Source organism: Caloramator quimbayensis, assembly GCF_900167605.1.
Classification (GTDB): Bacteria; Bacillota; Clostridia; order Clostridiales; family Caloramatoraceae; genus Caloramator_B; species Caloramator_B quimbayensis.
Genome location: NZ_FUYH01000002.1, coordinates 67,751 through 80,433, shown reverse-complemented (window position 1 = coordinate 80,433; position 12,683 = coordinate 67,751). Strand labels below are relative to the sequence as shown.

Below are 12,683 nucleotides of genomic sequence, written 5' to 3'. Positions count from 1 at the left end.
AAATTTAAATTAATACTATAATTGCCATTTGATTTTTAAATTATATTTTTATGGGTATTATACCATATTATTCTTCAAACATAGTAGTGTGTTTATTAAGCATAATTAAAATTTATTATTTTGTCACTTGTCAACTGGGTGGCACTCATTTGGCTTAAAACAATATCCTATAGGCATATATGCAAAAGTCATATTTTAAAAAAATATACATCCCTCAGTTTAAAAAAACCTAAGCTATAAATAAAAGTACTGCATATATCATGCAGTACTTTTATAAATCATATCAATTTTTTATAAACATTTAATTCTGTCTCTCTTGCCATAAACTTTTTTATTTGAGGAACGATTCTTTTAAAATGCTCTGAATTCAGATGTCTATCTAAAGCCTCCCTGCTCTCCCACTCTTCAATCATACATAATATGGATCTGTCCTTCTCATCCTGATAAAGTTCATATCTTATGCACCCTTCTTCCTTTCTTGTAAGTTCAACAAGCTCCTCATAAAGTTTAATTATTTCATCAAGCTTGTCCCTTTGGGCACAATTTTTAGCAACAACCTTTACCATTGAATCACCCCGCATTAAAATATTTATCTAATAAAATTAGTATAAATCTTGTCTTCCATCTCAGGCTCTTTAACAATATCCTTTCCATTTTCACGAAGCTTTAAAAGATAAGCCATGTTTTTCCCAAGAACTCTCATAATCTGGTTTCCTTCTTCATCCTGTGAAGCCTCGCCAATAACCCTCCCATGTATTACATTCCAGTAATTAGAGCTTGCCATAATCATCTGGGCGTAGTTGATATAGTTATTAAGCTGGTCAAAAGCGGCAACTCCTCCTGAACGCCTTACAGCAACAACACTCGCACCTACCTTATACCTTAGCTTTCTGCCTGCCATATAAAAAGCCCTGTCCAAAAAGCATTTCATAGTTCCGTTTATTCCTGAAAAATACACAGGAGAGCCTAATATTATGCCATCTGCATTAATCATTTTATCTACCCATCCATTTACCTCGTCATCTATTATGCATTTACCGTTATTTTTTGCACATGCGCCGCAGGCAATACATCCCCTTATAGTCTTATTCCCTACATGAATTATTTCAACTTCTATGCCTTCCTTCTCAAGCTCATCAGCAACAGTTTTTATTGCATAATATGTATTACCATTTGCTTTAGGACTTCCATTAAATGCAACTACCTTCAAAACAATTCCTCCTTCTTATGTATTCTCCTTCTCTATTGTCTGTAACCTTTACCACCTGTCGTAATGTATTCTCTCCTTATTAAATCTATCTGCTGCCTTTTTTTGCTCATCGGGATAGCCAACAGGTATTATAGACAGAGGAATTACACTCTCTGGCAGGTTTAAAATTTCCTTTATAGCTTCTGCTCTGTCCATATGCGGATAAACCCCAAGCCATACAGCACCTAAACCCTTATCCTCTGCGGCAATCAATATGTTTTCTGTTGCAGCAGAGCAGTCCTGTACCCAAAAGCCTTTATATACCTCTTTTGACTCATCTCCACAGACAACGATTGCAACATCAGCTTCAAGGAGCATCTTTGAATAGGGATGAACCTGCGTTATTTTTTTCATAACATCCTTATCCCTTAAAACTATAAACTCCCAAGGCTGTTCATTTCCTGCAGAGGGTGCCTGCATCGCTGCCTTTAAAAGATAATTTACTATTTCATCACTTACCTTAATGTCCTTGTATTTTCTAATGCTTTTTCTGTTGAATATAGCATCCATAATGTGTACCTCCTTTTATTAAATTTAAAATATTCTAAATTGCAGTTTTAATAATCTGCATTTTCCTTAAAATCCTATCTGCAAGTAAGTCTCTTTCAGTTTTAATCTGCCATTATCATTAAATAAACTTTAATAATCCAATCTTAATGAAACCTTAGCACAAAGCTTTTTCATGGAAAAAACATTAAAATATCTAAAAAACTTTTTTAAATTATGTTATTATTATATGTAATGAGTTTTAATTTAGCAAGTACGTACTATTTTGTAGTATAGTACCTAAAAAGATACTTAGAAAGGATAAAAAAAATGAGCACTAACTGCCCAGTATTGGAATTTAAAAATAAACATTATACCTGCACCTTTGAAATTACAATAGATTTAATCGGTGGAAAATGGAAACCCCTTATAATATGGCACCTTGGAACAAAGGGAACATTAAGGTTTAACGAACTAAAAAAACTTCTTCCCAATGCAACACAAAAAATGCTTACACAGCAGCTTCGTGAACTTGAATCAGACAAGCTTATAAACAGAAAGGTTTATCCTCAGGTTCCCCCAAAGGTAGAATATTCCCTAACCGATATAGGCAAAAGCCTCATGCCTATACTTAGCATGATGTGCGATTGGGGGAAAGAATATCACAGTTTAAATGTTTAAATTGTATTTAACTCATATTTCTCATTATGTTTTTTAAATTTAAGATGCTTTAATCTATGCATTAAATATATCTCCATCTCCTGTATCTACCACCTAAATTACGCCGTCCCTCTTATAATAAGCTTTGGGGTATAGTAGTGGACCTTTTCTACATCTTCCTCTTCGTTTATTACTCTTAAAAGTATTTTAAATGAGTCCTTTCCCATTTCATATATAGGCTGGGCTATTGTTGTAAGCTCCGGCTCTATAAACTCTGAAATCTTTATATTATCAAAACCAATGACGCTTACATCCTTTGGTACATTATATCCGCTTCGAAGCAAAACCTTAATGCCCCCAAGGGCCATAAGGTCGTTGCTGTAAAATATAGCATCAAATTTATCTATATCCTTTAAAAATTCCTCCGTTACTCTTTTACCTCCATCGATTGTAAAATCCGATTCAAAAACATAGTTTTCATCATAAAGCCCATATTTATTCATAGTATCCCTGTAGCCCTCAAATCTCTGCTTTGAAATCTCAACTTCATGGGGCCCTTTAACAAATACAATTTTCCTTTTACCATTATTCAAAAGGTATTCAACACCTTCCGCAACCCCTTCATAATTTCTGCAAAATACCCCGTAAAAATTTTCAAAGCCTTCGATATATCTGTCAACCAATACAAAAGGAACATGGTTATCCTTTATAAGGTTAAGGCTCTTTTTACTTTCCCCGCCTGCTATAAATATAATTCCATCAACCTGTTTGCTTATTAAAAGCCTTACATATTTTTCTTCCTTTTTTACGCTGTTGTCAGTGTTACAAAGTATTACGTTATATCCTGAAAAATTCGCCTCATCCTCAATCGCCCTTGCCATCTCAGAGAAGAAAGGGTTTGTTATATCTGGAAGAATAATTCCTATAGAAAAACTCTTGTTTGTAGCAAGGCTTTTTGCAACAAAATTAGGTATATAATTGAGCTCCTTTGCTGCTTTATATATTTTTTCCCTTGTTTCATCACTAATGCTTTCATCCTTTTTATTAAAAACCATTGAAACTGTTGTTTTAGAAACCCCTGCAACTTTTGCTATATCGCTTATTGTAACCTTCTTCATGCCATCACCCTTAAAACTATGCGCCGCTTTTAGGCGGCGCAATTTTAATTATATATTACTTCTTTATAACCTTTAGTGCAACAGGAATTTGCTTTTCAACGCTTTCACCCTTTATAAGTTTAACAGCGTTTTCAACAGCATAGCTTCCCATTAAATCTGGTTGCTGTGCAATTGTTGCAGCCATTTCACCGTTTTGAACGGCAGCTGTTGCATCAGCTGTTCCGTCAAATCCTACAACTACAGCCTTCTTATTTGCTGCAGTTAAAGCCTTTACAGCACCAAGCGCCATTTCGTCGTTGTGTGCAAATACTGCATCAAAATCTGGAGTTGCCTGTATTATGTTTTCCATAACGTTTAATCCCTTTTGTCTGTCAAAATCTGCTGCCTGACTTGCAACTACCTTTACTCCTTCTTTTCCGTCAACTGCTTCGTGGAATCCTTTACCTCTGTCCCTTGTAGCAGAAGCACCAGGTATACCCTGAAGTTCAACTATTTTAGCCTTTCCGCCTAAAGTTTCAAGTATAAACTCTCCTGCAAGCTTTCCTCCTGCAACATTGTCTGATGCTATATGGCAGGCAACATCAACGCCGTTTGCAGCTCTGTCAACTGTAATAACTGGTATGTTCTTATCCTTTGCAACTGAAATTGAATTAGCAACAGCATCGCTGTCAGTAGGATTAATTACTAAAACTGCAATACCCTGCTGCACTAAGTCTTCAACGTTTGATCTTTCCTTTGATGCATCGTTTTGTGAATCGAGAACAACAACTTCATATCCAAGTTCCTTTGCCTTCTTTTCAGCGCCTTCCTTCATTGTAACAAAGAATGGATTGTTTAAAGTTGAAATAACTACACCTATTTTCTTGCTTTTCTCAGTCGTGCCCTGCTGCTGTTTGTTTGTACATGCAGAAAAACTGCCAAGTATAAAAGTGAGCATTAAAAGGATTGATAAAGATTTTAATAGTTTTTTCATATTATTTCCCCCTCGGAAAAATTTATTTTTTATTCCTCTTGTCAATTAATACTGCAAGAAGAATTACAAGGCCTTTTACAATTGACTGATAAAAAGGAGATACATTCATAAGGTTAAGCCCGTTGTTTAAAACTCCTATAATCATTGCACCTATTATAGTTCCTGTTATGCTTCCTTCACCGCCGGATAAGCTTGTTCCTCCTAAAACAACTGCAGCAATTGCATCAAGTTCATAACCTGAACCCGCATTCGGAGATGCTGAGCCTATTCTGCTTGTAACTATAATACCGCTTATTGCAGCTGCAATGCCTGATACTATATAAACTATCATCTTTATCCTGTCGGTATTTATACCAGAAAGTCTTGTTGAATCTTCATTACCTCCAAGAGCATAAACATATCTTCCAAAACGTGTTTCGTTAATAATATAGTAAGCTATTAAAAACACTATAAGAGTTATAACAACTGGGAACGGAATACCGATAACCTTCGCATTACCTATAAAAGTAAAGTCTCTTCCAAGTCCTGAAATAGGAGTTCCGTTAGTATAAACATAGGTTACCCCTCTGAAAATCGTCATAGCTGCAAGAGTTACTATAAAGGGCTGTATCTTTCCCTTTGAAACTATAATTCCGTTAAAGGCTCCAATAAGTGCTCCTATTATAATTGCTGCTATTATTGCTAAAAATACACTGTTTGATTTTACAATTATTGAAGCCGATATAGCCCCTGTTATAGCAAGTATTGAACCTACTGAAAGGTCAATTCCACCTGTTAGTATTACATAGGACATACCTATCGCAATTACTGCATTAACTGAAACCTGGGTTAAAACGTTTAAAAGGTTGTTAACATTTAAAAATCTTGGGGTTATTATTGAAATAATAACGCAAAGAGCTAAAAGCCCAATTAAAGATTTAAATTTTATAATTACCGATTTTAGTTTATCCATTTTCCCACTCCTTTAATCAGCAATTCCTACTGCATATTTCATAATTTTTTCTTGACTTGCCTTATCTCTTTGAATCTCTCCTGTTATCCTGCCCTCATGCATAACAAGTATTCTATCGCTCACTCCGAGAATTTCCTCCATATCCGAGGAAATCATAATTATTCCCTTACCTTGAGCTTTAAGCTCGTTTAATATCTGATAGATTTCCTTTTTAGCTCCAACGTCTATTCCTCTTGTGGGTTCATCTATTATAAAAACCTTAGGTGAAGTTAAAAGCCACTTTGCAATTATAACCTTTTGCTGATTTCCACCGCTAAGATTTTTAATAAGCTGATTTGGGGATGATGTTTTTATTAAAAGTTTCTTTGTATATGCCTTGCAGTCTTCAAGTTCCTTTGCCCTGTTTATTCTTTTAACTTTGCTTTCATACTTTTTAAGATTTGACAAAGTCATATTTTCAAGAACAGAAAGCTTTAATATTAGTCCTTCCTTTTTTCTGTCCTCAGAAAGATATGCAATTCCTTCCCTTATACCATCCTTTGGAGAATTTATATCAGCTTTTTTACCTTCGATGTAAACATTTCCGCTGCTTTTTTTATATTCTCCAAATATAAGCTTTGCAACTTCTGTTCTTCCAGAGCCCATAAGGCCTGCAACACCTAATATTTCTCCCTCGAAAAGCTCAAAGGATACATCCTTTATCTTATCCTTCATTGAAAGGTTCTCAACCTTTAAAATTGACTTTCCAATCTTTGTATCAATTCTTGGGAACTGCTCCTCAAGCTTTCTTCCAACCATCATTGATATTAATTTGTCCTTTGTTATTCCCTTTACGTCCTCTTCTCCAATAAAGGTTCCATCCCTTAAAACCGTTATTTTATCGCATATTTTAAATATCTCATCCATCCTGTGGGAGATATAAATTATAGCTACATTATTATTTTTGAGCCTTTCAATTATCTTAAATAGCTTCTCCGTTTCAACTTCAGTTAGTGCAGTTGTTGGCTCGTCCATAATTATTATCTTTGCATCCTTTGAAACTGCCTTAATTATCTCAACCATCTGCATCTCGCCAACGGTCAATTCCTTTGTTAATGTCTTTGGAGATACTGTAAAGTCAAAACTTTTTAAAAGCTCCTCACTTTTTTTAATCATTTCTCTTTTATTGAGCTTAAAGCCCCCTAAAATCTCATTTCCTAAAAACAAGTTCTCATAGATTGTAAGGTTAGGAAGAAGGCTAAGTTCCTGATGAATTATTGAAATTCCAAGATTTTGAGCATCTTTAATGCCGTTTATTTCAACTTCTCTTCCCTCAATCCTAATAATTCCTTCGTCCCTCTTATAAACTCCGCTGAGTATCTTCATTAGAGTTGACTTTCCAGCACCGTTTTCTCCTAAAAGTGCCATAACTTCTCCAGAAAATGCTCTAAGGTTAACGCCGCTTAAAGCTTTAACACCGGGAAATGATTTAGATATATTTTTCATTTCCAAAATAGGCATTTTTTCCTGCATATTTATCCCCCTTAAAATACAACTCCCGATTTTAATATTACATTGGCATAGGGAGTCTGTTCTCCTGTTCTTATTACTGCCTTGCAGTTTTTAAGCTCTTTTTTAAGCTCCTCATGGCTGATTACAGTTATCTTTACATCTTTAAGCTCACTTTTAATGTCTTCAAAAACCTTAGGGCTCACATCAATTGTTTCCTGTGCCAAAACAACCTCTTCAACCTTAAGCTCTAAAAGTACCGCCTTTAAGGTATCTATAAAGGTTGGTATATTCTTAATAAGTGCAAGGTCTATTCTTTTAGTATTATCGGGTATTGGAAGCCCGCAGTCTCCTATTGCAATGCTGTCTGTATGTCCCATTGATGCTATAACTTCTGAAATATCATGATTTAGTATTCCGATTTTCTTCATTATATTTCCTCCCCATACTTTTCATATACTTCATTAAGATATGGCAGAGAGGATTGTGCTCCCTGTCTTGTTACCGCAATTGCTGAAACCTTATTTGCAAATTTTACTGCGCTGCAAAGAATATCAAAGCTGAGACCTTTTTTAGATAGAAAACTTGCAATTCCTCCAATAAAGGAATCCCCTGCAGCTGTTGTGTCAACTGCATCAACCTTATATGCTGCAATTTCTTCATAGTTATCCTTTGAAACAATTGCAGCTCCTCTGCTCCCGAGGGTTATTATTACAAATTCTGCTCCCTTATCTATAATTGATTTTGCTGCTGTTTTTATTTTTTCATCATCAGCAGGATTTATTCCTGTAATAATTTCAGTTTCAGTTTCATTTGGAACTATAATATCAGAAAGTTTTATAAGCTCATTAGGTATTCTCCTTGCAGGAGCAGGATTTAAAATAGTAATCTTTCCATGCTCCTTTGCTAATTTAAAGGCCTTTATAGTAGTTTCAACAGGTGTTTCAAACTGAGCTATTATAATATTTGAATTTATAATTACATCCTTTAAACTATCAATATCATCTTCTTTTATATTCATATTTGCACCGGCATAAACGGAAATAGTGTTGTTTCCAAGGCTGTCAACAGTTATAAGGGCAATGCCTGTTGGAATATCCTTTATAGTCTTAATATACTTTGTTTCAATTCCGTCTTTTTTCATATTCTCAACTAATATGTTTCCGTTATCGTCATTTCCAACGCATCCGAGCATTACAACTCTGTTTTTAAGTCTTGCTGCCGCAACAGCCTGATTTGCACCCTTGCCTCCTGGTACTTTCTTAAAGTCCTGTGCAAGAATCGTTTCACCTATTGCAGGAATTTTTTCAACATTTATAACAAGATCCATATTTAGACTTCCTAAAACGCAAATATCAAACACTATTTTCACCTTCCTATTTTACTTAACCGATTTACTAAACCGGTTAATCACATTATATAATATTCACAATTGTTTTGTCAATTCAAAATAATTTTATTTTTATTGTCATATTTTTAACACTTTGAAGGAAATTATTCATGATTTGATTGGTTTTCAGCTTCCTTATTATCTGTATAAGCAAAAACATCCTCATATATCAGAAATTTTCTAATATATGAGGATGTTTTTATAAATTAAATAAGCATATCTTATTATATTATCATTAAATTTTTATTATAAAACTGACTATATATACCCTCTTATATACTCATCTTCTTTTGTATTTTATTATGAAAAGTACTGATAAAGGTAGCAAAGTATTTTGCCGTTATAGAGCTTTCTATTTTTATCCGCTTTTCTTCCAAATAGCCTTTCAAATTCTAAGTGGCTTGTAAGTATAAAATAGGACCAGCCATCAAGGTTTTGAAATACTTCCCCCATCCTTTTATATAGCTTTTCAACTTCCTTAATCTGCCCTATTCTCTCTCCATAGGGAGGGTTGCATATAATAACTCCATTCTTTTTCTTTGTAGAAAGCTCCTCCATAGGAAGCTTTTGAACGAATACAAAGTCTTCAACCCCTGCCCTTTTTATGTTTTCCCTTGCCGTCTTTAAAACCCTTCCGTCTATATCCTGACCTAAAATTTTAAACTCATCATTATTAATCTCATTTCTTGCCCTCTCACGCATTAAATCAAAGACCCTTTTATCTATATGGCTCCACTTTTCAGCATCAAAGCTTCTGTTTAATCCTGGGGCAATGTTTTTCCCAATAAGTGCCGCTTCAATTAATATAGTTCCCGAGCCGCAAAATGGATCTATTAAAAGCCTGTCGCTTTTCCACCTGCTTAAAAGTACCATTGCAGCAGCAAGGGTTTCCTTTAAGGGCGCCTCCCCTGCCTCAATCCTGTATCCTCTTTTATGAAGGCCAATCCCCGATGTGTCAAGGCTTATAGTTGCAACATCCTTTAATAGAGCAATCTCTATTTTATATGTAGGGCCATCCTCTGAAAACCAGGTCTTTTTATATTTTCTTTTCATAGATTCCACAACAGCTTTTTTAACAATCGCCTGACAGTCGGAAACGCTGAAAAGCTTTGACTTTATTGATTTGCCTATAACATGCATCTTTGCATTCTCAGGAAGAAAATCCCCAAAGTTTATAGAAAGAGTTCCCTGAAACAAATCCTCAAAACTTTCTGCAGTAAATTCCTTTAATTTTATGTAAACCCTGTCCCCAGTTCTTAAGAATATATTAAGTCTTGCAATATCTTCATCATTTCCTTTTAAAGTTATCTTACCGTTTTCAACCTTTAAATCTTCATATCCAAGATTTTTAAGCTCCCTGCTTGTTACAGATTCTATTCCAAAGGCGGTAGTTACTACAATATCATACATACAAATTCTCCTTTATAATTTTAATAAAAGCGATAGTATAATATTATCACATTAAATATGTTTTATACATATTGACATAAAAATAGGAAGCAGCGCTTCCTATTTAATTTTGCTGTAATATTTTATCTTGTTTAAAACCCTTTGTTCTTCACTTCCCTTAAGGGGTGTTGGCTGATAATTGTTTCTATAATTTAATGAAGATATAGATACGGGTATTACTTTATAATTTTTATCTAAAAGCTTTCCATCAGAGAATTTAAATGTCTGCTGATAAATAAAGGAATCTTTATCCTTAGGGTTTTTATTACCTCCAAAGCAGAAATTCCCAAGGCTGTATACTATATTCTTTCCCTTATACGCACTTATTCCCTGAATTACATGGGGGTGATGGCCAAGTATCAAATCAGCCCCTGAATCTATTGTATATTTTGCTAAGCTCTTTTGAATATTATTTGGATAGTATTTTCCCTCATCTCCCCAGTGAAAGCTAACAATGATGAGCTGTGCTCCCTTTGATTTTAAATATTTTATATCATTTTTTATCTTCTTTTTTATGTAGCTGTCATAGCTCCATGCCTTATATCCTAAAAGCCCTATATTTACACCTTTAATATTGCGCAAAACTTTATAGTCCATTCCAAAATATATGATTTCTTCTTTTTTCAAACTGTTTATCGTATCAATAAAGCCTTTATTACCGTAATCAAAGGTGTGGTTATTTGCAACATTTACAGCTTCAATACTCCCCTGCTTAAGTATTTTTGCATATTCTAAAGCCCCTTTAAAACTAAACTTCTTATCCACTCTGTTTTTTTCATTAGTCAGGGGGCCTTCTAAATTAATGATAGTTAAATCATCCTTTTCAAATATGTCTTTAACGTTTTTGAAAAAATAGGAATAATCCCTCTTTTGTTTTATAAATTCGTCATCGAAGGAATATATGTAGGGGCTTTTTTCATCCCTTCCAAGACTGCAATCCCCCGCCGCACTTATAATAATCTCAACTTCGTCCTTATTCTTATCCTCTGCAACCTGTGTAATCGTGGTATCATTCTTTTGTGCATTTTCCTCTTTTGACTCATTATCTTCACCTTTCACAGTAAAAAAGCAAAAAAGAAAAACAAAAATTGTTAAAATGATTATCCTTCTTTTAATCACATAATCACTCCTCATTGATATAAAAGCATATCAATTATTACATATATATTTATATAATACAATATTTAAGATTTTAAAGTTTTATGCATAATTTTAGCCAAGCCTATGACAGCTTAGGGGGACGGTTACTTATTATATCTCAATTTTCTTCACTCTCCGATACCAAATACCCTTTCCAAAAATATGCTTAAAATATTAAAGTTTATTAATCTTTTAACGATAACTGTAATTAGATGACATTATTAGTTAAATTATCTATAACCATCAATGGAGGGATTTTTATGAAAGACATGGATTTTTTGCACAGCAGAAACAAACTCTTAATCAAACTTCTTTGGGCTTCATTAGCTCTTGGAGTCCTTGTTGACATCGCCAACAAGCTCCCACTTCCCGTAATTTTAACCGTACTTATTGGAGGCTCTGTTATTTGTCTTGCAATAACGCTTCTTGTCGTTAAAAAGAAACTTACAAATCTTATTATGTATTTTATATCAATCGCACTTATAGTTTTTTCCTTTATGATACTTCACGCATCAACAGGTTCCACATCCTTTGTAAACATACTCATAATCTATTACTCTATTGCAATTATTTCACTTTACCACGATTACAGGCCAATAATATTAACATCAATCCTTGGGCTGCTTCTTACAAACTATTCCTTCTTTACATATAAAACAACTTTATTTAATGGAGTACCAGCAAAAACCCTGATTTCGCTGAATCTTTATCTAATACTTTTCAGCGCAGTAACAATCGCTCAAAGCAGACTTGGGGAAAAGATGAGGAAGGAAATAATAAGCGACAAATTACAAACTGCTCAATCAAAGGAGAAGATAGAAAATATATTAAATGAAGTTAAAAATACCATAGATGTACTCATTCAATTTAGTACAAAGCTTAAAGAAAATGTAAATGCAGCAGGGCAAATATCACAGGATATTTCACAGGCTTACTCTCAGATACTCAAAGCCGTGGACTCACAAGCAGCAAGCGTAAATGAAATAAGCGAATCAACTATTAAAGTTGATGGAAATGTTGATTCTCTGCTTAATGAATCATCAGAATTAAAAAATGCATCAAAGGAAATAATGTCAACCGCTGATGAAGGAAAAACAGAGGTTCAAAATCTTTCTAAAGATATGCTAAAACTTCAGAGCATAATATCAAACACAGTAAAATTAATGGGAGAGCTTAGCAGCACGAAGGATGAGATATCTTCAATACTTAAGGTTATAAGCTCAATATCTGATCAGACTAATCTTCTTGCACTTAATGCATCTATTGAAGCTGCAAGGGCGGGAGAAGCTGGACGAGGCTTTGCAGTTGTTGCAAGCGAAGTATTAAAACTCGCCGAAAGCTCTAAAAAATCAACGGATGAAATCGGAGAAATTTTATTAAATCTCGAGCATAAAGCAGAAGATTTATCAAAGGAAATATCCCTCGGAAGCGAGGCTATGAATCTTAGCATAAAATCCCGTGAAAAGGTTGATGAGCTTTTCAAAAACATACTAAAGGAAAGCGAAAAAGTTCTTGGATATTCAAACACAATAGATGAAAGTCTAAGGAAAATAAAGGATTCTTCCTCTAATGTTTCAAGTGAAACCCAGTCAATAGCTTCTATAACTGAAGAGAATTCTGCCGCTATGGAGGAGATTATGGCAAGCATAGATTCTCAGGAGGAGAGAATGAAAAATATCATAGACAGCTTTAATGAACTTGAAGATATGACTAATAAATTAAGTTTAATCGTTAAGGAATAAATATAGAGCATACTCTCTATACTTTATTAAGAAATA

The 12,683-nt window shown here is 34.1% G+C and carries 13 protein-coding genes; 2 read left to right on the top strand and 11 right to left on the bottom strand.

Annotated features, from left to right (window positions below):
• Positions 1–278: 278 nt before the first annotated feature.
• From B5D15_RS01685 to B5D15_RS01675, 3 genes are read right to left on the bottom strand one after another with little or no spacing between them, the layout of a single operon-like run.
• On the bottom strand, positions 279–566 hold the full coding sequence (locus tag B5D15_RS01685) for a putative quinol monooxygenase (RefSeq protein ID WP_078695372.1): 288 nt from the start codon (positions 564–566) through the stop codon (positions 279–281).
• Positions 567–589: 23 nt separating this feature from the next.
• Positions 590–1,210 carry a flavodoxin family protein gene (locus tag B5D15_RS01680; RefSeq protein ID WP_078695371.1) on the bottom strand — a complete coding sequence of 207 codons (621 nt, stop codon included), beginning with the start codon at positions 1,208–1,210 and terminating at the stop codon, positions 590–592.
• Between the two features lie 48 nt (positions 1,211–1,258).
• On the bottom strand, positions 1,259–1,759 hold the full coding sequence (locus B5D15_RS01675) for a nitroreductase family protein (protein ID WP_078695370.1): 501 nt from the start codon (positions 1,757–1,759) through the stop codon (positions 1,259–1,261).
• Between the two features lie 306 nt (positions 1,760–2,065).
• On the opposite strand from B5D15_RS01675, the gene B5D15_RS01670 reads away from it, so the two are divergent.
• Positions 2,066–2,416 carry a winged helix-turn-helix transcriptional regulator gene (locus B5D15_RS01670; protein WP_078695369.1) on the top strand — a complete coding sequence of 117 codons (351 nt, stop codon included), beginning with the start codon at positions 2,066–2,068 and terminating at the stop codon, positions 2,414–2,416.
• 98 nt (positions 2,417–2,514) lie between these two features.
• Here B5D15_RS01670 and B5D15_RS01665 read toward each other — a convergent pair whose 3' ends face one another.
• From B5D15_RS01665 to B5D15_RS01630, 8 genes are all read right to left on the bottom strand, one after another.
• Positions 2,515–3,513 carry a LacI family DNA-binding transcriptional regulator gene (locus B5D15_RS01665; protein ID WP_078695368.1) on the bottom strand — a complete coding sequence of 333 codons (999 nt, stop codon included), beginning with the start codon at positions 3,511–3,513 and terminating at the stop codon, positions 2,515–2,517.
• Positions 3,514–3,568: 55 nt separating this feature from the next.
• On the bottom strand, positions 3,569–4,486 hold the full coding sequence (gene rbsB / locus B5D15_RS01660) for a ribose ABC transporter substrate-binding protein RbsB (RefSeq protein ID WP_078695367.1): 918 nt from the start codon (positions 4,484–4,486) through the stop codon (positions 3,569–3,571).
• Between the two features lie 22 nt (positions 4,487–4,508).
• Complete coding sequence (rbsC, locus tag B5D15_RS01655) at positions 4,509–5,438, bottom strand: ribose ABC transporter permease (protein ID WP_078695366.1); 930 nt, start codon at positions 5,436–5,438, stop codon at positions 4,509–4,511.
• 12 nt (positions 5,439–5,450) lie between these two features.
• Positions 5,451–6,950 (bottom strand): sugar ABC transporter ATP-binding protein, encoded by a 1,500-nt coding sequence (locus B5D15_RS01650; RefSeq protein ID WP_078695365.1) that lies wholly within the window; start codon positions 6,948–6,950, stop codon positions 5,451–5,453.
• Positions 6,951–6,961: 11 nt separating this feature from the next.
• Positions 6,962–7,357 (bottom strand): D-ribose pyranase, encoded by a 396-nt coding sequence (rbsD, locus tag B5D15_RS01645; protein ID WP_078695364.1) that lies wholly within the window; start codon positions 7,355–7,357, stop codon positions 6,962–6,964.
• Entirely contained in the window at positions 7,357–8,289 is a 933-nt protein-coding gene (rbsK, locus tag B5D15_RS01640; protein ID WP_078695363.1) for a ribokinase, read from the bottom strand. The genes rbsD and rbsK overlap by 1 nt, the downstream gene beginning before the upstream one ends.
• A 327-nt stretch (positions 8,290–8,616) precedes the next feature.
• Positions 8,617–9,726, bottom strand: coding sequence for a THUMP domain-containing class I SAM-dependent RNA methyltransferase (locus B5D15_RS01635; RefSeq protein WP_078695362.1), 1,110 nt, complete (start codon positions 9,724–9,726; stop codon positions 8,617–8,619).
• 99 nt (positions 9,727–9,825) lie between these two features.
• Positions 9,826–10,884 carry a CapA family protein gene (locus B5D15_RS01630; protein ID WP_207651438.1) on the bottom strand — a complete coding sequence of 353 codons (1,059 nt, stop codon included), beginning with the start codon at positions 10,882–10,884 and terminating at the stop codon, positions 9,826–9,828.
• 281 nt (positions 10,885–11,165) lie between these two features.
• Between B5D15_RS01630 and B5D15_RS01625 the strand changes: the two genes are divergently transcribed.
• Positions 11,166–12,647: a methyl-accepting chemotaxis protein gene (locus tag B5D15_RS01625; protein ID WP_143287165.1), complete on the top strand. Its 1,482-nt coding sequence runs from the start codon at positions 11,166–11,168 to the stop codon at positions 12,645–12,647.
• Positions 12,648–12,683 lie beyond the last annotated feature (36 nt).